The 22,422-nt window shown below is 42.5% G+C and carries 23 protein-coding genes; 20 read left to right on the top strand and 3 right to left on the bottom strand.

The features are described 5' to 3' along the window. Positions 1-58: 58 nt before the first annotated feature. The gene (gene pheA, locus QUF73_23105) at positions 59-937 is read left to right on the top strand and encodes a prephenate dehydratase (protein MDM5228998.1); all 879 of its coding nucleotides are present in this window, start codon (positions 59-61) and stop codon (positions 935-937) included. 70 nt (positions 938-1,007) lie between these two features. Here the strand turns inward: pheA and QUF73_23110 are convergent, their stop codons facing one another. Together QUF73_23110 and QUF73_23115 are read right to left on the bottom strand one after the other, a co-directional pair. Continuing rightward, positions 1,008-1,550 (bottom strand): transcription repressor NadR, encoded by a 543-nt coding sequence (locus QUF73_23110; protein MDM5228999.1) that lies wholly within the window; start codon positions 1,548-1,550, stop codon positions 1,008-1,010. Between the two features lie 66 nt (positions 1,551-1,616). Next, complete coding sequence (locus tag QUF73_23115; protein ID MDM5229000.1) at positions 1,617-2,699, bottom strand: IscS subfamily cysteine desulfurase; 1,083 nt, start codon at positions 2,697-2,699, stop codon at positions 1,617-1,619. Between the two features lie 200 nt (positions 2,700-2,899). On the opposite strand from QUF73_23115, the gene nadB reads away from it, so the two are divergent. The 8 genes from nadB to QUF73_23155 all read left to right on the top strand — a co-directional run bounded on the left by nadB (position 2,900) and on the right by QUF73_23155 (position 12,562). After that, positions 2,900-4,483 (top strand): L-aspartate oxidase, encoded by a 1,584-nt coding sequence (gene nadB / locus QUF73_23120; GenBank protein MDM5229001.1) that lies wholly within the window; start codon positions 2,900-2,902, stop codon positions 4,481-4,483. Next, entirely contained in the window at positions 4,452-5,288 is an 837-nt protein-coding gene (gene nadC / locus QUF73_23125) for a carboxylating nicotinate-nucleotide diphosphorylase (protein MDM5229002.1), read from the top strand. Before nadB ends, nadC begins: the two co-directional genes overlap by 32 nt. Before the next feature lie 251 nt (positions 5,289-5,539). Further along, positions 5,540-6,646, top strand: coding sequence for a quinolinate synthase NadA (nadA, locus tag QUF73_23130; GenBank protein ID MDM5229003.1), 1,107 nt, complete (start codon positions 5,540-5,542; stop codon positions 6,644-6,646). 371 nt (positions 6,647-7,017) lie between these two features. Further along, complete coding sequence (gene safA / locus QUF73_23135) at positions 7,018-9,297, top strand: SafA/ExsA family spore coat assembly protein (protein MDM5229004.1); 2,280 nt, start codon at positions 7,018-7,020, stop codon at positions 9,295-9,297. Further along, positions 9,281-10,273 (top strand): phosphotransferase, encoded by a 993-nt coding sequence (locus tag QUF73_23140; GenBank protein ID MDM5229005.1) that lies wholly within the window; start codon positions 9,281-9,283, stop codon positions 10,271-10,273. Before safA ends, QUF73_23140 begins: the two co-directional genes overlap by 17 nt. A 111-nt stretch (positions 10,274-10,384) precedes the next feature. After that, positions 10,385-11,128, top strand: coding sequence for a YhcN/YlaJ family sporulation lipoprotein (locus QUF73_23145; protein MDM5229006.1), 744 nt, complete (start codon positions 10,385-10,387; stop codon positions 11,126-11,128). Between the two features lie 161 nt (positions 11,129-11,289). Beyond that, positions 11,290-11,838, top strand: a complete 549-nt coding sequence (locus tag QUF73_23150) for an intercompartmental signaling factor BofC (protein ID MDM5229007.1) — start codon at positions 11,290-11,292, stop codon at positions 11,836-11,838. Positions 11,839-11,977: 139 nt separating this feature from the next. Beyond that, positions 11,978-12,562: a tyrosine-type recombinase/integrase gene (locus QUF73_23155; protein MDM5229008.1), complete on the top strand. Its 585-nt coding sequence runs from the start codon at positions 11,978-11,980 to the stop codon at positions 12,560-12,562. 49 nt (positions 12,563-12,611) lie between these two features. On the opposite strand, the gene QUF73_23160 is transcribed toward QUF73_23155, so the two are convergent. After that, positions 12,612-13,298 (bottom strand): universal stress protein, encoded by a 687-nt coding sequence (locus QUF73_23160; GenBank protein ID MDM5229009.1) that lies wholly within the window; start codon positions 13,296-13,298, stop codon positions 12,612-12,614. Between the two features lie 233 nt (positions 13,299-13,531). Here QUF73_23160 and QUF73_23165 point away from each other — a divergent pair, with 233 nt between their 5' ends. The 11 genes from QUF73_23165 to queA all read left to right on the top strand — a co-directional run bounded on the left by QUF73_23165 (position 13,532) and on the right by queA (position 22,378). Beyond that, positions 13,532-15,937, top strand: a complete 2,406-nt coding sequence (locus QUF73_23165; protein ID MDM5229010.1) for a Na+/H+ antiporter subunit A — start codon at positions 13,532-13,534, stop codon at positions 15,935-15,937. After that, positions 15,934-16,359: a Na(+)/H(+) antiporter subunit B gene (locus tag QUF73_23170; GenBank protein ID MDM5229011.1), complete on the top strand. Its 426-nt coding sequence runs from the start codon at positions 15,934-15,936 to the stop codon at positions 16,357-16,359. The genes QUF73_23165 and QUF73_23170 overlap by 4 nt, the downstream gene beginning before the upstream one ends. A 2-nt stretch (positions 16,360-16,361) precedes the next feature. Further along, entirely contained in the window at positions 16,362-16,700 is a 339-nt protein-coding gene (locus QUF73_23175) for a Na(+)/H(+) antiporter subunit C (GenBank protein MDM5229012.1), read from the top strand. Continuing rightward, the gene (locus tag QUF73_23180) at positions 16,693-18,183 is read left to right on the top strand and encodes a Na+/H+ antiporter subunit D (GenBank protein ID MDM5229013.1); all 1,491 of its coding nucleotides are present in this window, start codon (positions 16,693-16,695) and stop codon (positions 18,181-18,183) included. Before QUF73_23175 ends, QUF73_23180 begins: the two co-directional genes overlap by 8 nt. 42 nt (positions 18,184-18,225) lie before the next feature. After that, positions 18,226-18,705, top strand: coding sequence for a Na+/H+ antiporter subunit E (locus QUF73_23185; protein ID MDM5229014.1), 480 nt, complete (start codon positions 18,226-18,228; stop codon positions 18,703-18,705). Next, positions 18,702-18,986 carry a Na(+)/H(+) antiporter subunit F1 gene (locus tag QUF73_23190; protein MDM5229015.1) on the top strand — a complete coding sequence of 95 codons (285 nt, stop codon included), beginning with the start codon at positions 18,702-18,704 and terminating at the stop codon, positions 18,984-18,986. The genes QUF73_23185 and QUF73_23190 overlap by 4 nt, the downstream gene beginning before the upstream one ends. Beyond that, positions 18,964-19,329 (top strand): Na+/H+ antiporter subunit G, encoded by a 366-nt coding sequence (locus QUF73_23195; protein MDM5229016.1) that lies wholly within the window; start codon positions 18,964-18,966, stop codon positions 19,327-19,329. The genes QUF73_23190 and QUF73_23195 overlap by 23 nt, the downstream gene beginning before the upstream one ends. Positions 19,330-19,452: 123 nt before the next feature. After that, entirely contained in the window at positions 19,453-20,064 is a 612-nt protein-coding gene (gene ruvA / locus QUF73_23200) for a Holliday junction branch migration protein RuvA (protein ID MDM5229017.1), read from the top strand. Between the two features lie 53 nt (positions 20,065-20,117). Then, positions 20,118-21,119: a Holliday junction branch migration DNA helicase RuvB gene (gene ruvB, locus QUF73_23205; protein ID MDM5229018.1), complete on the top strand. Its 1,002-nt coding sequence runs from the start codon at positions 20,118-20,120 to the stop codon at positions 21,117-21,119. Further along, a complete protein-coding gene (locus QUF73_23210) occupies positions 21,116-21,322 on the top strand; it encodes a DUF2905 domain-containing protein (GenBank protein MDM5229019.1) in 207 nt (68 codons plus the stop codon). The genes ruvB and QUF73_23210 overlap by 4 nt, the downstream gene beginning before the upstream one ends. Positions 21,323-21,349: 27 nt before the next feature. Beyond that, positions 21,350-22,378, top strand: coding sequence for a tRNA preQ1(34) S-adenosylmethionine ribosyltransferase-isomerase QueA (gene queA / locus QUF73_23215; protein MDM5229020.1), 1,029 nt, complete (start codon positions 21,350-21,352; stop codon positions 22,376-22,378). Positions 22,379-22,422: the final 44 nt, after the last annotated feature.

Genomic DNA, 22,422 nt, shown 5'->3' on the forward strand with positions numbered 1-22,422 from the left:
GTATAAAGAAAATTTTCAGTGATTTAAGATAAGTCTGACGAAAAAGGAGGTAATTACCGTGAAGATAGGATTTTTGGGCCCCAAAGCCACCTTTACAGATATTGCTGCAAGGAGTTTATTTCCGAATGAGACAGCCGTTGCCTACCCAACGATACCAGCCTGTTTTGATGCATTAAATGAGAATGAAATAGAACTGGCGGTAGTTCCTCTTGAAAACGCATTGGAAGGCTCAGTGAATATTACATTGGATTATTTAATCCATGAAGTCGGTTTTCCTATTATCGGCGAACTGACAGCCCCTATTCGCCAGCATTTTATGGTCCATCCTGATCATGTTAAGGAATGGGATAAAACCGATATAGTTTATAGCCATTCCCATGCTATTGCACAATGCCATAAATTTCTGCATAAAGAGCTGAAAGGAATCCCCTGTGAAAGCACTACTTCAACTGCAGCAGCAGCTCAATATGTAAAAGAAAATCCAGACTTGCGGGCCGGCGCCATCGCTAATGAATTAGCGGCAGAAGTCTATGGACTGGCGATCGTTAAAGAGGATATCCATGATTTTGATTTTAACCATACAAAGTTCATAGTATTGTCCAGTAAAGAACTGTCAATCAATGAAGACCGCAAAGAGTTTGCCGGGCACAAGACGACTGTTATGGTGACGCTGCCGGCTGATAGGTCAGGGGCACTTCATCAAGTGCTTTCGGCATTTGCATGGAGAAAGCTCAATTTGACGAAGATTGAATCAAGGCCGATGAAAACAGGATTGGGAAATTATTTCTTTATCATTGACGTGGATATGAAGCAGGACGATGTCCTTATCCCCGGGGCAGTTGCCGAATTGGAGGCACTGGGCTGCAGCGTTAAGGTTTTGGGAAGCTATCCATATTTTCAGCTTCGCAATAAAAATACAAAAGTTCTTCAGGAATAAAGCAAAAGAAAAGGATCCGGTGTATACATATCCGGATCCCTTTCTAATTTGAAAATAAGAAAGATTAACTCTATTCCAGGTCAATAAGAAATCCTGCTTCCTTTAATAATTTCTCAGCTTCATCGAGTTTCTGTTCTGAGGCTGCAGAAAGAGTATGAAGATGAATGCCATCTGTCAGTTCTGATAAGAAGGAAGCTTTTGTGGCTTTAATTTTATCCATGAATTGCTTGACTTCCTGACGGGTTGATACCATAACCGAGGCAGTTAAGTCACCATAAACAGGATGTTCAATTCTTACATCTTTTACTGTTACCCCATGATCGACAAGCAGATTCAATTCTTCTTCAGTCCTCGCGGGGTCATGATGGCAGGCAATGACCCGCTCGGCTAAAGAAGCAGGAGAAGCCTGATGAAGATACATATAACCTTGGCTCGTGGCAATGATTGGCTCTTTTCTTGCCTTTAGAAGGGTGATATCCCCAACAATTACCTGTCTGCTTACCCTTGTTTTTGCTGCAAGGTCGCCTCCTGTAATGGGCTGTCCGCTTTCTTTAAGAAGCTGAAGCAGAAAGGTCCTTCGCTCCTCTCCGAGCACCTTTTTTTGTTCCTTCATTTTTTCCTCACCCTTATAATCCGATAATGTCTCATTCTAACATAAGAAACGGCAGAAGATAAAAGATTAGAGCGGTACGAGTTCCCGGGCCATTTCTGCCAGCTTTTCCCCGAGTGACTTTGCATCCTCAACAGCAGTATTCCACCCGAAAGAAATCCGGATAAATTCCTTGCCGTTTTTTTCTGTAACCCCCAGGGCCTCCATCGTTTTAGAAACAGTTTTCATGCCTGTGCTGCATGCGCTTCCTGTAGATACGGCATATCCGAGTCTGTTGCATTCAAGCATGGTATATTGCCCTTCCACCCCTTTTAGCCGAAGTCCCAATGTTGAAGGAAGCTGGTAAGAGCCTGCAAAATCGTATAACACAAATTTCTCCTGTGAAGATTCAAGCTCCTGCAGCAGTGCTACACGCAGTGTCTGGAAATGGCTGTTATGTCTGTTTAAATTTACATAAGCTTTCTGTGCAGCCACTGTCATTCCGGCAATTCCCGGAAGGTTCACGGTGCCTGGCCTGAAACCTTTTTCATGTGATACGCCGGGTAAGAAGGAGCTCCACCGCCTGCCGGGTTTGAGGTAAACCCCTCCAACCCCTTTTGGCCCGTAAAATTTATGGGCAGAAAAGGACAGGCTATCAACAAAGCGGGCGACTTCTTTCAAATCTGATTTGCCAAAAGTATGGACACAATCACTATGCAGCAATATTTGTCTTTGCCTGCAAAGCTGGCTGATCTCAAGGACAGGCTGCAATGTGCCGATTTCAGGATTGCCATGCTGTATGGTAATTAAGACGGTATCATCCCTGATGGCTGAACTTAATTTTTTTAGGTCAATACGGCCATCTGCTCCAAAAGGGATTTCTGTAATTTCAAAGCCTTTATCAAGGCGTAATTTCTCTAAGACACTATGAATAGAGGAATGTTCAGCCATTCCCGCTATAATATGTTTTCCTGATGTTTCAGAGCCAGACAGCAAGGCTAATATAGCGAGTAAATTGCTTTCTGTACCTCCGCTGGTAAAGTAGATTCCTTCACTCTCAACTCCTAAAATTACGGCTAATTCTCTCCGGCAATTTTCAAGAAGCCCTTCTGCTGCGCTCCCGGTATCATGAAGACTGCGGGAGTTGCCAAAGTATTCAGTTGAGGCTTTTATATAGGCATCTGCCGCTTCCGGATCAAGCGGACATGATGCTGCATAATCAAAATATTTAATGTTCTCACCTGCTCTCTTTTTTTAATAAAGCATTCAAAAAGCCAGAAGTTCCTCTTAAACTATGAAAACCTCTTGTCATAATTCTAAATCTGTGTAAATATAGGTGTCAAGACACCTGTAAAAACAGGAGGTAAAAAATAATGTATGCCGACGTTTTGATTATTGGAAGCGGGGTAGCCGCTTTGCAGTTGGCAAAGAAGCTGCGCCAGGACTTGAATGTGATTGTTCTCACAAAGTCAACTGTTAAAAATGGAAACTCATATATGGCGCAGGGCGGTATTGCGGCTGCCCTGGGAATAAATGATCACCCATCCAAGCACTACATGGATACACTCGAAGCAGGAAGGTTTCATAATGATTCTGAGGCAGTGCTGGCCCTGACCAGTGAAGCACCCTCCCTGATAAAAGAGCTTATTCAAGAGGGATGCCCGTTTGATATGGATTCTGAAGGAGCAATTGCGTTAGGCATAGAAGGGGCTCATTCAGAAAACAGAATTGTACATGGAGGCGGGGACAGCACTGGAAAAACAGTCATTGATTTTATGCTGTCAAAGAAAAATCAAAACGTTCGAATCAAGGAAAATGTTCTCGTGCTTGAATTGCTGATAAATGACACGGACGGCAGTTGTATAGGGGTAAAAGGAAAAGATGCCAATGGTGTAATTCATCGATTTTTTTCATCTCATGTTGTGCTTGCAACAGGGGGCTGCGGCCAGCTATATGAATATACATCCAATGCCGATACCGTAACAGGAGATGGAATTGCCTTAGCGTACAGAGCAGGTGCGGAAATAGCTGATATGGAGTTCATCCAATTTCATCCCACGCTTCTCTATAAAGACGGTAAAGCATTGGGGCTAATCTCTGAAGCTGTCAGGGGAGAGGGCGGCCGGCTCATTACAGAAGACGGGAAACCAGTAATGGCAGGACTTCATCCACAGGGAGATTTAGCGCCAAGACATGTTGTATCACAGGCAATTTTTCATTCTCTTGAGGAAGGAAAAGCCGTGTTCCTGGATATCTCCACAATCGAAAACTTTAAATCCAGGTTTCCGACGATAACAAAAATCTGTGAACAAAACGGAGTAGATTTAAGCATTGGGAAAATTCCAGTTTCACCCGGAAGCCACTTTTTAATGGGAGGAATTAAAACTGACTTAATGGGCCGCACCAGCATTCCTGGCCTGTATGCGATAGGTGAAGCTGCATGCACAGGCATACATGGCGCTAACCGGCTTGCAAGCAATTCCCTTCTGGAAGGTTTATATTTGGGCAAAAGACTTGCGGAATGGCTTAATGAACAGCCGCCAAGTGGACCTGCTAAAGGACTGACATTTCCCGAGACAGAATTCAGATGTCTATTCAAAGAAAGGTTGCCTTCAATTGAAGAAATAAAAATGAGAATGATGAAAAATGCAGGGATTATCAAAACAAAAGAAGGGCTTTTAGATCAGCTTGCCTGGCTTAAAGGCTGCAAAATTGAAGAATGGATGAAAGCAGAACTTGATGATCTTTCAATAGAGGAAGTAACACGGGCTTTCATGCTTATTTCAGCTTATCTGATAACAGATTCTGCATTAAGGAGGACAGAGAGCCGGGGTGGTCATTGCCGGCAGGATTATCCTTTCGAAAGTCATGAATGGCTTGGAAAAAGAATTATTCAATCCCGAAAATCTGAAAAGGATGGTAAAAATGAACAAATTAAAGCTGCGATTGCAACTTGAACAGTTTTTTCTCGAGGATATCGGTGACCGCGACCTGACAAGCGGACTTATTTTTGGAGAGGATCAGACTGGAAAGGTCGTTTTCCTGGCAAAGGACAATGGCATTTTTTGCGGAGAAGAAATAATCAGGTCAGGGTATAAAGTGCTGAATCCAGAGGCTGAAGTCAATATAAAAGTAAAGGATGGAGAATGGATTGAGAAAGGTCAAGTCCTTGCTGAAGCCACAGGGCCTGTATCCGATTTATTAAAAGGAGAAAGAGTGATCTTAAATCTGCTTCAAAGAATGAGCGGAATTGCAACAAAAACAAGTGAGGCTGTCCGGGTCTTAAATAGTTCTCATACGAAAATCTGTGATACAAGAAAAACTACACCTGGCCTTAGAATGCTAGAAAAATATGCAGTCAGGTGCGGAGGGGGATTTAATCATCGATATGGCCTCTATGATGCAGTCATGATTAAAGATAACCATATTTCTTTTGCAGGCTCAATTTCGAAAGCTGTGGAAGAAGTGCAGTCAAAAATTGGGCATATGGTAAAAGTTGAAGTTGAAACGGAAACAAAAGAACAGGTCTTTGAAGCAGTTGAAGCAGGTGCAGATGTAATCATGTTTGACAACAGAAGCCCTGAAGAGATTAAAGAGTGGATCAGCATTGTGCCGAATGGGATTCTGACAGAAGCTTCCGGAGGAATTACATTGGATAACCTGTCAGCTTACAGCGATACAGGGGTTGATTTTATTTCACTGGGTTTTCTTACACATTCTGTGAAATCGCTTGATATAAGTGTGAAGGTTACTGTTGAATAAGAAAAGCGGAAGCGCCTTGCCCACGAAGGAACGCAGACTAAGAACGCCACGTCCTGTGGCAACGTCTGCATGACCCCCATCCTGGGGGCCTCATCTCGAGGGGGTAGGCGCTCCTCCTAAAAGCTAGCGCTTTTAGTCGTGCGATGATAAAGCTGTCGAAGCATTCCTTGTGGAGCTAGACAGTTATAGACGTTCAAAGATATAAAGTTCTAAAAAAATATATGCATTATTGGCAAAGGGGTATGGAGGAAATGAATATTTTTCAGACAGCAGAAAAACAAACAACTATTCTTCCGGAAAAATATCGAATGATGACTGTAAAGGAACTGGAGGATCGAGCAAGAGAGATAAAAGATAAGCTTGGGAACAAGCTGTTCATTCCGGGTCATCATTATCAGAAGGATGAGGTCATCCAGTTTGCGGACGCTACTGGTGATTCACTAAAGCTTGCCCAGCTTTCACAGGAAAATTCAGAGGCAGAATATATTGTGTTTTGCGGAGTTCACTTTATGGCTGAAACGGCTGATATCTTAACAGATTCCCATCAAAAAGTGGTATTGCCTGATATGCGCGCAGGCTGCTCCATGGCCGATATGGCTGATATCAGCCAAACAGAAAGAGCCTGGACGAAGCTGCAGAATGTGTTTGGCAATACAATGCTTCCTTTAACATACGTAAACTCTACTGCGGCCATCAAGGCTTTTGTAGGCCGTCATGGGGGAGCAACAGTTACTTCTTCGAATGCTGAAAAAATGGTAAGCTGGGCGTTTGAGCAGAAGCCGAGAATTGTATTTCTGCCTGACCAGCATCTTGGAAGAAATACGGCTTATAACCTCGGAATTGGGCTTGAGGAAATGGCTGTATGGAACCCCATTACGGATCAGCTGGAATATGAAGGGCCGCTTGAGGACATTAAAGTAATTCTTTGGAAAGGCCATTGTTCTGTTCATGAAAACTTTACTGTTGAAAATGTCAAAGAAGTTCGGGAACAATATCCGGCAATGAAGATCATTGTCCATCCGGAATGCAGAAGGGAAGTTGTGGAATTTTCCGATATGGCAGGGTCGACCAATTATATAATAGATGCAATTGAACATTCAGAACCTGGATCTGCATGGGCGATCGGTACAGAGATGAATCTGGTTAAAAGGATTATCACCCAGCATCCAGATAAAAAAATCATCTCACTTAACCCTCATATGTGTCCCTGCCTGACCATGAACAGGATCGATTTGCCGCACCTTGTTTGGTGTCTTGAAGCAATCGTGCAGGGCGAAAGCCAGAATCTAATTCAGGTTGAAGAACAAACAGCAGCATTTGCTAAATTGGCATTAGATAGGATGCTCGAACGTCCATGAGCGTTTGCATAAGGTTTGCCGTTCATTAAACCAGAGGAAATTAACGCGCGGCATTCAGAAACACCCTGCGTAAACTAAGGCTAATAAAAAAATTCTCCCCGCCGGGAGGATTTTTTTATTGCCTTGCTGCCCTTTGCTGTTACTAGGATTAGAAGAAACGTTGATTCATAATTCCTGGAAAGAATGCATATCTTTTTGTGTAGATTGTTAGCAATTTGCCCATTCCTTCATACACTATATGGACTCATCGCGATTAACGGGCACTAATCTGCACCTTTTAAATAAATGGATGAAATGCCCGTAAATGCCCGATTGGTTCTACTAACCATCACTGATGGAAGTATCACCTTACGCATAGGAGGGAATTCAGAGTGAAAATCCATATCGTACAGAAAGGGGATACTCTTTGGAAGATTGCCAAAAAGTACGGCGTGAATTTTGAAGAGCTGAAAAAGATGAATACACAGCTCAGCAACCCTGATATGATTATGCCCGGTATGAAAATAAAAGTTCCTGCTAGCGGGGGCTCAATAAAAAAAGAGGCTCCTATTGGAGGAAAACCGGAAGCAAAAATAAATTTGGGTGCCAAAAAGGAAATGCCAAAAGCAGAACACCCTTTTGCCAAAGAGAAACCTATTACCATGCCGTCAGCTGAAGCACCTAAGGAGAAGCCGGTAAAAGAAGCACCGAAAAAGGAAATGCCAAAAGTAACGGCGCCAAAGGTTGAAATTCCGAAAGAAGTGCCTAAGCCTGCACCAAAAGAAGTTCCCAAAAAACCTTATACGCCAAAAATGCCAAAGCCTATTATGCCTGAAATTGATATAAATAATTATTTTATGATGAATATTCAGCAGCCGGCTCCTCAGCAAAAGCCGCTTCCAGCAAAAGAGGTTAAACCGCAGCAGCAAAAGCCGCTTCCAGCAAAAGAGGTTAAACCGCAGGAGCAAAAACCGCTTCCGGCTAAAGAGGTTAAAGCGAAGGAAAAACCATTGAAGCCTGCAGAAACAAAACCACAGCAAAAACCACTGCCTATATCAGAATCCAAGCCACAGCCCCAGCTCCCGCCTAAACCAGTCAATATCCTTCCGCAGGTAAAGCCGGCTTCGAATCAAGAAAGTCCTGAATCGCCGGAAAGCGAATCATCTTTATATGCACATCAAGGAGGTCAATATCAGCCAATGTTTCCTTTTAACCCATGTTACCCGCAAATGCCTTATCCTCAAGTACAAGGAGCGATGATGCCGCAGATGCCACACCAGATGCCACAGGTGCAGGGAGCGATGATGCCGCAGATGCCGCACCAGATGCCACTGGTGCAGGGAGCAATGATGCCGCAGATGCCGCACCAAATGCCGCAGGTGCAGGGAGCAATGATGCCGCAGATGCCGCACCAAATGCCACAGGTGCAGGGAGCGATGATGCCGCAGATGCCGCACCAAATGCCGCAGGTGCAGGGAGCGATGATGCCGCAGATGCCACACCAAGTGCAGGGAGCAATGATGCCCGAGCATCAATTGCCTCATATGGGTATGATGGCTGGAGTTGAAAGTCCGGATTATGATGAATCTTCGCCTTTCATGCCAATGGCTCAAATGCCGTCGGGTGTGATGGGGGCGGAAGATATGGGACAGCAGATGCCGCATCAAGTGCAAGGGGCGATGATGCCGCAGATGCCGCAAATGCCGCAAATGCCACAAATGCCACAGATGCCGCAGGTGCAGGGAGCAATGATGCCACAAATGCCACAGATGCCGCAGGTGCAGGGAGCAATGATGCCACAAATGCCACAGATGCCGCAGGTGCAGGGAGCAATGATGCCACAAATGCCACATCAGATGCCGCAGGTGCAGGGAGCAATGATGCCACAAATGCCGCACCAAATGCCGCAGGTGCAGGGAGCGATGATGCCGCAGATGCCGCATCAAATGCCATCGGGTGTGATGGGCGCCGAAGATATGGGAATGCAAATGCCGCATCAAATGCCATCAGGTGTAATGGGTGCAGAAGACATGGGAATGCAAATGCCGCATCAAGTGCAAGGGGCCATGATGCCACAAATGCCGCATCAGATGCCATCAGGTGTAATGGGTGCAGAAGACATGGGAATGCAAATGCCGCATCAAGTGCAAGGGGCCATGATGCCACAAATGCCGCATCAGATGCCATCAGGTGTAATGGGTGCAGAAGACATGGGAATGCAAATGCCACATCAGATGCCGCAGGTGCAGGGCATGGAAGAATCTCCGGGTATGTCCCAAAAGCCATTAATGCCTGGATCGGTGATGGGTGCTTCCAATGATTGCGGATGTGGAGGACCACAATTTGCTCCAGGCCCAGGACCAGGCTTTGGCCCGGGACCAGGCTTTGGCCCGGGACCAGGCTTTGGCCCGGGACCAGGCTTTGGCCCGGGACCAGGCTTTGGCCCGGGACCAGGCTTTGGCCCGGGACCAGGCTTTGGCCCAGGACCAGGCTTTGGCCCAGGACCAGGCTTTGGCCCGGGACCAGGATTTGGTCCAGGACCAGGCTTTGGCCCGGGACCAGGCTTTGGCCCAGGACCAGGCTTTGGCCCAGGACCGGGCTTTGGCCCAATGGGCGGAGAGGCATTTGGAATGCCTAGAAATTTTGACGAAAGCAGTGAATACGACGGTTAATAATGGAGGAGACGATTTAGTTCAAAATCGTCTCCTCTCCTATTTGCAAGATCAGCTGCCCTTTAAAATTGAAGAATTAAAGCAGATCAGAAAAAAGGTTTTTCTATTGAGGACGCAGGAACGGATCTTTATTTTGAAAGGATTTTCAACCTATCACCGGCTAAAGCTTCAGGAGGCATTCACTTCATCATTAATGAATGAGGGATTTGCAAAGACATATATTTTTTACGAGGTTGCCAAAGAACCGCCTTTGTTTTTTGACAGGACTTATTATGGCTGTATGGAGTACATCCCGCCTTCGGAAGAAGTGTTCACCTATTTTTTGAAGAGCGATCGTTTGGAAGGGCTGAATTTGCTGAAGAATTACCACGATACTACAGAGAAGTTGGTAAGCCGTTACCAGACGGTTGTGCCGGCATATCGGCAGGCAGACAAGTGGAGAGAAAGAGCGACCCTTTTCCTTAATAATCTCCCTGTAATAAGATATTTTGTCCAAAAAGAAATTATTAATGAATTATTAGCCTGGGCAGATTGGTCCTTAAAAGGCATTGAAGAGGAAGACTGGCTTTTTCAATCCGGGAGGAAGGTTATTCTGCACGGTGATGTAGCACATCATAATTTTCTCAGAGCAAAGGATCAATCTTTATATTTGCTTGATTTTGACCTGATAGCGATAGGTACTCCTCATTCCGATTACTTGCAGTATGCAAATCGCATCCTCCCTTTTATGAAATGGTCATTTGACGATTTGGGAAAATATCCAATCTTTAAATCCAATCTTGAAGAAAAGGGCTTTCTTCATGCATTGGCATTTCCAACTGATATATTTAGGGAATGGAATCGTGTAATAAGGGATAGAACATATCTTGATTCTGTAAAGATTCGTCCTGTTTTGGATTTAACTGTAGGTCAGTTTGCTGAGAGACAGCGTTTTATTAAAGCTCTTAAATATGCAGCCAATGAGATAAACAAATAATGTACAAAAAAATTGGACGTAAATGGACAGAATGAAAGCCTCCTTTCGCTCACAAGCTAAGAAAGAGCAGAAATGCTCAGGGCTTGTAATATTAGCGAGGGGGTTTTTCGCTTGCACAAGAAATTAATTGCAGTGCCGATGGCTGCCATCATGACGATGGGATTGGCAGGATGCGGAACGAATGAAGATGCATCTGTTGATCGAAAAAATGAAATTGGTCAGCCCATGGGGTATTATTCAAATGAAAATCACGGAAACCGCGGTGGAAATGTCCGGGTTGAAGATGGTACAGATAATGATGGGCCCCTGACAGAAATGATGGATCATACTCTGGGCGGAGAGGGAAAAAATAACGGCTACAACCGAGTGGACAATAATGCAAGAAGAGTCAGAAATGAAAACACCGGAAACCCTACTGTTCCTCTTGCAGACAGGGATAGCAACTTTTTCCGGAGAGATAATCGTTTTAGCCATAGCGATGCAAATTATCATGGGCATCTCGATGACAATACACGACAAGCCAAAAATTCTTATTATCAGGCTTATGAAGGTGAGCTTGCTGAAAAAATTGGCAACGTTGCAGCTGCTGTTCCAAACGTTGAAGATGTCAGGTCTGTTACTTATGGAAGCGATGTTTTGATTGCTGTAGATTTGAATGATTACGATAAGGAAGAACAGACGAAAGAAGCGATTCATGAAGCTGTTCAGCCATATTTGCGCGGAAGATCTGCCACGGTGGTAACTGATGAAGGAACGTTTAGCCGTTTAAGAAACATTGATAACAATCTTCGTGATGGCGGCCCGCGAGAGCAAATTGATTGGGATTTAAAAAGTTTATTCCGCAGGGAAAATTAAAGGTTTAGCAAAGAGGGCAAAGCTTTTGGGCTTTGCCCCTTTTTACATATTAATTATTTCAGGATAAACATGAAAATATTGGTCACACTAATCATAAAGATCTGGGAAAACAGGCTCAGGCGGATACTGCAGAAGTTACTACTTAATCGAGGTGATCGATCATGAGAACCATATGGGGCTTGCTATTAATAGGAGCTGCTTCCTTTTATCCCTTCTTCCAGACGGATGCATTCAACTTTTTATCTATGGATACTTCTGTATATGCTGAGGCAGCAGAAAAACACATTGAAGGTCCGCTTAAGATGGATGTCATTTTGGAGAGAGAATATCTGGATGGGGAAGTGAGCCAGGAAACGATAGAGGAAACCATATGGACCCTTGAAGATTTCTGGGCTAAATATGATCAATGGCAGCTTGTTGATATGGATATAGATTATATGGTGTTCCGCCGGAAAATGGATGATATATCGCCATTATTAAAAGCAAATGGGTACTTCGGTATAACTGAGGATGGCACATTAACCATTTTCAATGGAAGGCCGCAAAAAACAAATATCATTCAGTCTTTCTTTCAAATCGATTTAGGGAAATTAGAAAGCACAAAATGCATAGAGCTGAAAAAAGGGATACCTATTATGACTAAAGATCGTTATGTTGAGGTCCTTGAAACATTTAAAAGCTATTCCACCGGAGAAAAATACGCAAATTAAATAAGTGCAGAAACATGCAAGAGAGCGGACTTCTCTTGCATGTTTCTGTTTTGAAGAAGAGAAGATATGAATCGTTTGTAATGTTACTTAGTTTCTGATAACATGTAGTTAAGTAACATTAGATGCAGGAGGGAATCTTGTGGAATATGTTGATCCTATCAAGGACATCAAAAGTATTAATAAAATTAAAGAGATTTTAAAGAGACAGTCGCAGCGGGATCTACTGCTATTTGTTTTAGGAATAAATACAGGCATTAGAGTCAGTGATTTACTTTCTTTAAGAATCAGTGATGTCTGGGATGGGAAAGAGATAAAAGAATTTATATATATCGATGATATAAATAACAATGATCCTGAGTGTAAAAATAATGACCCAAAAGCATATTTTTTAAATAACAGCGTGAAAAAAGAACTAAAAAAATATTTTTCCCAGCATGACTTTACTGATTGTGATTTTCTTTTCAAATCCAAGAAGAATAATCAGCCAATAACCCGTCAGCAAGCTTATCGGATCATAAATAATGCTGCAAAGGAAGCCGGCATACAAGGGAAAATTGGAACTCATACAATTCGGAAAACCTTTGGCTATCATGCTTACAGAAAAGGGATAGCTATCTCGATCATTATGTCCATATATAATCATCACTCATCAGCTGAAACATTGCGTTATTTAGGAATAGAAAAAGGTCAAAAGCAATTAATTAAGGTGGACGTTAACCTCTAGAATGATATGAAAGCATAAAAAAACTCCTCCGCATTTCAGCAGAGGAGGATTATTCATCATCACCATTTAGGGAATCATCTAAATCAATATTTGTTAAGTCAGATATTATGTCTTCTGTAACGATGACTTGAAGTGTTTTCTTATCCTTCATAAATTTAAAAATCCCATTATTAAAGTCTGTTCCCTGATCTTTAAAGAAGATTCCTTCAAACTCAGCATCCTTCGTATGTCTGAAAGTCACACGATAGTTGCTTCCATCCTTAACCAGGTATGCACGGACACCTTTTTCAAATTGCCCCTCTTGATCTTTCAAGTAACGGGACACAGAAATAATATGAAGATCCACAAATGGAATTTCACGAAGAAGTGTATTGATGATGGACCCCTTGGCAATTTGTTCCCAGCGGCTTTGAGCTGTTTGACCGAGAATAATTTGAGTAATGCCTTTTTCTCTTGCAACATCAGCAATTACTTTCGATACTGGCCGTTTATCATTATCTTTCAGAATGAAAGCATCAGCACTAAAGTGCTCAGCTAATTGTTTCCATCTTGTGATGTAATGTGATTTTTCTGCATCCATCTCATCAAAAGGTTTTGGATCAATGGTTAATATATATAAAGGACAATCGAGCATACTGGCTATTTGGCAGCCGCGGCGAATTAGCCGTTCGCCATTTGGCCCGTAATAAACGCAGACAAGGATGCTTTCGTCCATCCGTCCTTTTAATTTCTTCACTTTAAGCTCACCTCGAATAGATGTGAAAAATTAAATAGTGTTCATAATTTTAAACTATGTATGACTATAGCTTATGCTGCCTGAACAGTCAATGTCATTTCAAGAAATTTAAACCAAATTCTGGAGTCATGGTTTTATGAATATGGGAGCATACTCTAAGAGACCAAATAAATGCCCTGGAAATTTTAGAAGCAGTAAAGTAAACCGGGTTTTTAAAAAAGGAGGGGACCTGTTTGTCTTGGTTGCACATAATGATTTTAATTCCATTTTTATATGCAATAGTTGTTCCGTTTATTTATAGAATGTTTACACCCCGCATACATACAGGCTGGTTTGTGCTTGTTGTGCCTTCCGTCATTTTTCTGTATTTACTAAGGTATATCCCAGTCATTTCAAATGGAGATACAATTATTATTTCTGTACCCTGGATACCATCATTTGGCATCAACTATACAACATATATTGATGGATTAGGCTTGGTTTTTGGATTGCTGATTACAGGGATCGGCGCTTTGGTTGTGCTGTATTCCATTTATTACATGTCAAAGCTGAAAGAATCACTGCATAATTTTTATGTTTATTTACTGTTATTTATGGGGGCAATGCTTGGCTTGGTTTTCTCTGATAACATTCTTGTTTTATATGTTTTTTGGGAATTGACAAGCATTTCATCTTTCTTATTAATTGCTTATTGGTATCAAAGGGAGAAATCACGGTACGGGGCACAAAAATCTATGAATATTACGATTTTTGGCGGACTTGCCATGCTTGCTGGATTCATTATGCTGTCTATGATGACAGAAACATATAGCATACGTGAGATGATCAGACAAACTGACATCATCTATGAACATTCATTATTTTTGCCTGCAATGGTTCTCCTTCTTATTGGGGCGTTCACAAAATCTGCCCAATTTCCATTCAGCATTTGGCTTCCGGATGCAATGGAAGCTCCCACGCCCATTAGTGCTTATCTGCACTCAGCGACGATGGTTAAAGCGGGAATATATTTAGTGGCACGTATGACACCGATTTTTGGAGGTTCTCCGGAGTGGTTTTGGCTTGTTACCAGTGCAGGGCTTATAACATTGCTGTATGGTTCTTTTAACGCGGTAAAGCAAACAGATTTAAAAGCTTTATTAGCCTACTCAACCATTAGCCAGCTGGGGCTCATCATGAGTCTGCTTGGCATGGGGTCGGCGTCTCTGTATTTCGGAGCGGGTGATGAAGCTTCGATGTATGCAGTGGCAGTATTGGCAGCAATCTTTCATTTAATAAATCACTCGACGTTTAAAGGAAGTTTGTTCATGGTTGTGGGAATTATTGATCATGAAACCGGAACAAGGGATATTAGAAGGCTTGGCGGTTTGATGCACCTTATGCCTATCTCTTTTACCCTTGCAATAATTGGCGGTTTTTCTATGGCAGGCCTTCCTCCATTTAATGGATTTCTAAGCAAGGAAATGTTCTTTACGGCCGTGCTGAATGCTTCTGATATGTCCATATTCAGCATGGAATCCTTAGGTTTGCTCTTTCCTGTAATCGCCTGGGCAGCAAGCGTTTTTACCTTTATCTATTGTATGATCCTGATCTTCAAGACCTTTACCGGAAAATACAAACCGAAAAAGCTGGAAAAAGAAGCCCATGAGGCTCCAGTTGGTATGTTAGTGCCTCCTGTTATTTTATCTTCTCTGGTTTTAATTATTTTCTTTTTCCCCAATGTACTTTCTCAATACATTCTTAAACCAGCAATGGCAGCTGTGTTGCCGTCCTATTCACAGCCTGGGGAGATTGAGATAAAGATAAGTGCCTGGCATGGCTGGAATACAGAATTATTTATGACCATGGGAGTCGTCGTATTAGGAACCTTTCTATATTTATATCTAAAAAAATGGATTGGAATCTACTCGATCTACCCGTATAGCATGACCTTCAATAACTTCTATAATCAAGGGCTTGGTAAAATGGAAGACATGTCCGTTTCCATAACAAAGAGTTATATGACAGGTTTTATTCGTGACTATTTTGTTTATATCTTCTCTTTTCTAATTATTATTGTTGGCGGTGCCATTTGGTATTTGGATGGAGCATCTTTCGATACCAGCAACAATGCACCTGTCAGCATATATGAAGGCGTGTTAATCATTAGTATGTTCACTGCGGCCTTAACCGTTCTATTTTCCAAATCAAGGCTGACTGCTATAGTGGCTGTTGGCGCACTCGGATACCTGGTTTCACTTTTCTTTGTCATTTTCCGCGCTCCAGATTTAGCTTTAACGCAGCTGGTTGTTGAGACGGTAACAACTGCGCTTTTCCTTTTGTGCTTTTACCATTTGCCTGAAATACGGAAGGAATCAGTCAGAGTGAAATTCCGAATAACGAATCTGATAATTTCTATAGGTGTTGGAGCTATAGTCGCAATTCTGGCACTATCAGCTAATGGGACAAGGTTATTCAAGCCTATTGCCTATTATTATGAAAATTCATATGAACTTGCTGGGGCAAGAAATATTGTTAACGCCATACTTGTAGACTTTCGGGGAATCGACACAATGCTTGAAATTTTTGTTCTTGGTATTGCATCTTTAGGGGTTTATACATTGGTGAAGCTGAGAATAACGGGGAGGGATAAGGGGTGAAAGAACCAAATGATATCATTTTGCATGCTGTTATAAAGGTGGCTGTAGTCATCATTCTTACCTTTTCGATCAATCTATTCTTCTCAGGACATCATAACCCGGGTGGAGGATTCATTGGAGGTTTAGGGTTTTCAGCTGCTCTGACGCTTCTGTTCTTGGCCTTCGACATTGAAACAGTCCGCCAAAACATTCCCGTTGACTTTAAAGTGCTTACAGCCGTTGGAGTTTTGATTGCTGTTTTTACAGGAATTGGGGGCATTGTTTTTGGTGCGCCATTTTTAACACAGGCTTTCAATTATTTCGATCTTCCGGTTTTTGGAAAGACTGAGCTGGCTACTGCGGTGCTCTTCGATGTTGGGGTCGCATTGGCCGTTATTGGGACATCGATGTCCATTATTCTGAGTATAGGTGATGATCACTAAGAATGGAAACTTTAATGTCGCTGCTAGTCGGTCTATTTTTTGCTATAGGAACCTATTTAATCCTGACCAAGAGTTTACTTAGAATCATCTTAGGAACGTCCATTATCAGCCATGGGGTTCATCTGCTTATTCTCACGATGGGCGGGTTAAAAACGGGAGGTCCTCCACTGTTGGGTCTGCAGGATCTTCCATTTACAGATGCGCTGCCGCAGGCACTTATTTTAACAGCGATTGTAATTAATTTTGCAACAACAGCTATATTCTTAGTTTTGAGCTATCGCGCTTATAAAGTGCTGGGCACGGACGATACGGATCAAATGAGAGGTAATCATGATGAATAATTTAATTATTATGCCAATAATCGTTCCGCTGATTATAGGAATGGCTATGGTGATATTTAGGAGGAATATAAAACTTCATAAAATCTTAAGCCTCATTGCTTTAGCTGCGTCAGGTCTCATTGCCGTCCTGTTAATGGGAGAAATTAAAGCCGATGGGATACAGACCCTGCATTTAGGTGACTGGCAGCCCCCATTTGGGGTTAGTATGGTTGCAGATATGTTTTCCTCACTGCTGCTTTTAACAACAAGTATTGTAGCTATCTGCTGTTTGCTTTATGCCTTCAGGTCAATAGGGGAAGAAAGGGAGAGCCATTATTTTTATCCTTTATTCTTATTTCTGATTACTGGAGTAAATGGCTCTTTTATTACGGGGGACTTATTTAATCTGTTTGTCTGTTTTGAGGTTATGCTCATTTCTTCATATGTATTGATTTCATTGGGAGGCACAAAAGTACAGCTCCGGGAGTCAATTAAATATGTACTGACCAACATCATTTCGTCATTTCTGTTCCTTGTGGCGATTGCCTATATCTATGCAATTACCGGGACTTTAAACTTTGCCCATCTCTCAGTGAGGGTTGCAGAGGCAGGCCAGGGTGGATTGTTGACAATTATATCCATTTTATTGCTAATCATATTCAGTTTAAAAGCAGCACTATTTCTATTCTTTTGGCTCCCAGGCTCATATAGTGCACCTCCAACAGCAGTGGCTGCGATTTTTGCTGCGTTATTAACAAAAGTTGGCATATACGCGATTTTTCGTTTATTTACCTTGGTCTTTTACCACGAGCCGCAAATAACTCATTTCTTGATCGGCATTTTGGGGGCGGCAACCATGATTTTAGGTGCGATTGGAGCTGTTGCCCACTGGGACATTAAGAATATACTTGCCTACAATGTGATTATAGGTGTTGGTTTCATCATTGCAGGGTTGGCCTCTTTCTCTATCGAGGGTATTACAGGTTCTGTTTACTATATAATTCATGACATTATTGTTAAAGCACTTATTTTCTTATTAGGCGGTACAATAATCAGTCTCACAGGCACAGGGAAATTAAAAGATATGAGCGGACTCATTCGTACACACCCCTATCTGGGATGGATATTTTTTATTGCTGCTTTGTCCCTGGCAGGAATTCCTCCTTTAAGCGGTTTCCTTGGCAAGGTATTTATAACACATGGGACTTTTGAAGCGGGCTACTATTGGCTGGGCGGGATAGGCCTGATGACAAGTCTGATGGCCCTATACTCTGTCATTAAAATTTTTATGAATTGTTTTTGGGGAGAAACTTTTTTAAGTGAAGAGATGATGTCAGGTACAACTAAAGGTCTAATGGTTCCAATAGCCTGTCTCAGCCTGCTGACGATATTATTGGGATTGGGAGCTGAAGGACTCTCTTCATATACCGAACTAGCAGTTGAAACCTTAATGAATCCGGAACTTTATATTCATGCAGTCTTTGGAGGCCAGTCAACTCCTTAATGCCTTGAAAAGAACTGATTTTCTTCGAAAGGGGTTATCAATTTGCCCATTCAAGTGTTAATTAATTTATTTATAGCTTTTTTATGGATGTTTCTTCAAGATGACTGGAGCGTATTGTCCTTTTTCAGCGGGTATCTAGTGGGGATAATTGTTTTAATCGTTTTGGAGAGGTTTTTCAAAGCTCCTTTATATTTAAGATCTCTGGTTGCCATACTAAAATTGTTTTTTGTTTTTATTTGGGAATTATTCACATCAAGCATACTTGTAATCCGTCAGGTAATTAGACCAAAAATAAATATCACACCTGGGATTTTCACTCTTGAAACTGAACTTGAAGGAGAATTGGAAGTAACTTTGCTTGCTCTGCTTCTTTCCTTGACTCCCGGTTCTGTAGTAGTAGAGGTTTCTCATGATAATAAGGTGTTTTATATTCATGCAATGGATATTCCGGAATCAAGTGAATCTGTCATGAAATCAAAGGAACGCTTTGAAAAAGCGATAAAGAAGGTGACCCGCAAATGATAGAAATCATTTTAATGCTTTCATTGGGCTTTCTGGCGCTTTCAATGATGGCAACAATCTTTCGGCTGGTTAAAGGGCCCACGACACCTGACAGAGTTCAGGCTTTAGATATATTGGGAATTAATTTAATTTCGGGGGTAGCCATTTTCTCGGTATTATTAAAAACGCATGCCTTCATGGAAGTCATTTTATTAATTGGCATTCTTTCCTTTATTGGAACTATTGCATTTGCGCGCTTTATGGAGAGGGGGGTTGTCATTGAACGCAGACGTGTCAAGTGAATTGATAGCTGCAATTCTAATACTGACAGGAACCATTTTCAGTTTTTTAAGTGCGATCGGCATTATACGGCTTCCTGATGTGTACACGAGGTCTCATGCTGCCTCAAAAAGTTCCACTCTAGGTGTATTGTTTACACTGCTGGGAGCATTCCTGTTCTTCCTGATTGCAGATGATTTTTTCAGTATTCGATTACTGCTTGGAATATTCTTTGTATTTCTGACTGCACCAATTTCCGCACACGTAATTTGCCGTGCTGCTTACCGTTCTAATGTGGAGCTGAGTAAAGAGAGTGTCCAGGACGATTTAAAGGATGTTTTAAGGAAAGAACAAGGGAATGTATAGAAAATGCTTCACGAAAAATTGTAATCACCATTATTCCCTCAGCGGTTTTCAGCATTTTATTCTTCGTGCCTAAAATATATTATGGTACAATGAGGTACAGTTAAATCAGAGGAGAGAAAGGCATTGTTTGAATTTGTAAGAGGCAAGCTGGATTTTATCGGACCGGAATATGTGGTTATTGAAAACAATGGTATTGGCTATCAGATATTAACGCCAAATCCATTTAGCTATACCCCGGAGTTCGGGCAGGAAGTCAGGATATACACGTATCATTATGTACGGGAAGATATTATGGCATTGTACGGTTTTCAGACTCGGGAGGAGAAGACCCTGTTTACCAAACTGCTGAATGTTACCGGCATTGGGCCGAAGGGAGCTCTTGCAATTCTTGCTTCGGGAGAACCGGAACAGGTGGTGCAGGCGATTGAAAATGAAGATGAAGCATTCCTCGTTAAGTTTCCTGGAGTCGGAAAGAAAACAGCGAGACAAATGATTCTTGATCTGAAAGGGAAGCTGCCGGATATTGTACCTGACTTTTTCCCTAATCTGTTTTCAGCGGATAAACTTCAGGCTGAAAGCGGGCCTGCGGGAGACCTGGAAGAAGCTTTGCTTGCATTAAAAGCGCTGGGCTACTCAGATAAGGAACTGAAAAAGATTACGCCGGAACTGAAGAAGGAAAAGCTTACAACGGACCAATACATAAAGAAGGCTCTGCAAAAGCTTTTAAAACTATAATTTATTGGAACCGGTCCGATTCATTTATGCTGATATTAAGAAGGTGATTATGTATGGAAGAGCGGATAATATCCGGTGAAGCTGATCTTCAGGATCTTTCATTCGAACAGAGTCTGCGCCCTCAGACACTAAAGCAGTATATAGGCCAGGATAAAGTAAAGGCGAACCTCGAGATCTTTATCAAAGCTGCCAGAATACGCGAGGAGACCTTAGATCATGTCCTTCTATATGGACCGCCTGGATTGGGTAAAACTACACTGGCTGCCATTATTGCCAATGAAATGGGCGTAAATATCAGAACCACTGCAGGCCCCGCCATTGAAAGGCCTGGTGATTTGGCGGCGATCCTGACTGCATTGGAACCGGGTGACGTCCTGTTTATTGATGAAATTCATCGCTTGCCGCGTTCGATTGAAGAAGTTCTTTATCCGGCAATGGAGGACTTCTGTCTGGATATTGTCATCGGAAAAGGGCCAAGTGCCAGATCAGTCAGACTGGATTTGCCGCCTTTTACACTGGTTGGCGCGACTACAAGGGCAGGGTCGTTATCGGCTCCGTTAAGGGACCGTTTTGGAGTGCTCAGCAGGCTTGAATACTACTCAGAAGAGCAGCTGACTGATATTGTTGTCCGTACAGCTGAGGTTCTTGATACAGGTATAGAACAAAAAGCTGCCATTGAGGTGGCCAGAAGGTCAAGAGGCACGCCTAGAATTGCAAACAGGCTCCTCCGGAGAGTCCGGGATTTTGCCCAGGTCAAAGCAGATGGTCAGATTGATGAAACGCTGGCCAAGGAAGCTTTAGAGCTTTTGCAGGTTGACCGTTTAGGCCTTGATCATATTGACCATAAATTATTAAGAGGGATTATAGAAAAATTCCGCGGCGGACCTGTTGGCCTTGAAACAATTGCAGCGACCATTGGGGAAGAAGCGCACACGATTGAAGATGTTTATGAACCATATTTATTGCAGATTGGGTTTCTTCAGCGGACACCAAGAGGAAGAATTGTAACGGACCTGGTGTACCGCCATTTTCTGATGGAGGTGCCTGCTGATTGAGCGGCATATCAAAGTGGCTGATGGTCATTGGCGCCATCATTTTTGCCATCGGATTTATAAGCCAGTTTATTAATATTGGCAAGCTGCCGGGGGATATAGTGATCAAGAAAGGCAATACGACATTTTATTTTCCAGTCGTTACATCGATTTTGATCAGTGTTATCCTTTCTGCCATCATTTATTTTATTGGCAGGTTCCGGTAGTCTATATGAATAACAGAGGGTGACATCATGAAAGTAGATTGGTTTGATTTTCATTTGCCTGAGGAATTAATTGCACAAACGCCTTTGGCTGATCGGACAAGCAGCAGGCTAATGGTCCTCGATAAAAAAACAGGAAATATTCAGCATAGTGTTTTTAAAGATATTAAGAGTAATCTCAGAGCTGGAGATTGTCTTGTGCTGAACGACACAAAGGTCCTTCCTGCCAGGCTGTTTGGAGAAAAAACAGGCACTGGTGCGAAAATAGAGGTGCTTCTTCTCAAACAGCTTGAAGGGGATGCCTGGGAAACGCTGGTCAAGCCAGCCAAGAGAGTGAAAGAAGGAACTGAGATAACGTTTGGAAACGGCAATTTGACTGCTGTTTGCACTGGAACTTCAGATCATGGCGGCAGGGTACTGGAGTTTAAGTATGACGGGATATTCTATGAGGTGCTGGAGCAATTGGGAGAAATGCCATTGCCTCCTTATATTAAGGAGCAGCTTGATGATCGTGACCGTTATCAGACTGTGTTTGCCCGTGAGCGCGGTTCTGCTGCAGCTCCTACTGCAGGCCTTCATTTTACTGAACAGCTCCTTGAAGAGATTAAGGAAATGGGTGTGCATATTGCTTTTATTACACTGCACGTTGGTCTGGGAACTTTCAGGCCGGTTAGTGTGGAGGATTTGAATGAGCATGAAATGCACGCTGAATTTTACCAGGTAACAGAAGGAACAGCACGGCTATTGAATGAAGTGCGTGAGCAGGGAGGAAGAATTATCAGTGTGGGGACTACATCCACGAGGACTTTAGAAACCATTGCTTCCATGCATAATGGCCGATTTGAGGAAGCAAGCGGCTGGACAGATATTTTCATTTATCCTGGATATGAATTTAAAGCGATTGATGGCATGATTACGAATTTTCATCTGCCTAAATCGACCTTGATTATGCTTGTAAGTGCACTGGCGGGCCGTGAGAACGTTCTGAATGCCTATAATCAGGCGGTGGAGGAACGTTATCGATTCTTCAGCTTTGGAGATGCTATGCTCATTTTGTAGCATTATTTTCGTCTTTGTCAGGCAAAAATAATTGCTTTGAGGTT

It is taken from the genome of Cytobacillus sp. NJ13, from assembly GCA_030348385.1.
Classification (GTDB): Bacteria; Bacillota; Bacilli; order Bacillales; family Cytobacillaceae; genus Cytobacillus.

Coding starts and splice junctions, on each gene's coding strand:
- QUF73_23110 (MDM5228999.1), bottom strand. CDS start 1,550: ATGAAGGAACAAAAAAAGGTGCTCGGAGAGGAGCGAAGGACCTTTCTG.
- nadC (MDM5229002.1), top strand. CDS start 4,452: ATGAACAAATTAAAGCTGCGATTGCAACTTGAACAGTTTTTTCTCGAG.
- QUF73_23180 (MDM5229013.1), top strand. CDS start 16,693: ATGAATAATTTAATTATTATGCCAATAATCGTTCCGCTGATTATAGGA.
- ruvB (MDM5229018.1), top strand. CDS start 20,118: ATGGAAGAGCGGATAATATCCGGTGAAGCTGATCTTCAGGATCTTTCA.
- queA (MDM5229020.1), top strand. CDS start 21,350: ATGAAAGTAGATTGGTTTGATTTTCATTTGCCTGAGGAATTAATTGCA.
- nadA (MDM5229003.1), top strand. CDS start 5,540: ATGAATATTTTTCAGACAGCAGAAAAACAAACAACTATTCTTCCGGAA.
- QUF73_23175 (MDM5229012.1), top strand. CDS start 16,362: ATGGAAACTTTAATGTCGCTGCTAGTCGGTCTATTTTTTGCTATAGGA.
- QUF73_23190 (MDM5229015.1), top strand. CDS start 18,702: ATGATAGAAATCATTTTAATGCTTTCATTGGGCTTTCTGGCGCTTTCA.
- nadB (MDM5229001.1), top strand. CDS start 2,900: ATGTATGCCGACGTTTTGATTATTGGAAGCGGGGTAGCCGCTTTGCAG.
- QUF73_23150 (MDM5229007.1), top strand. CDS start 11,290: ATGAGAACCATATGGGGCTTGCTATTAATAGGAGCTGCTTCCTTTTAT.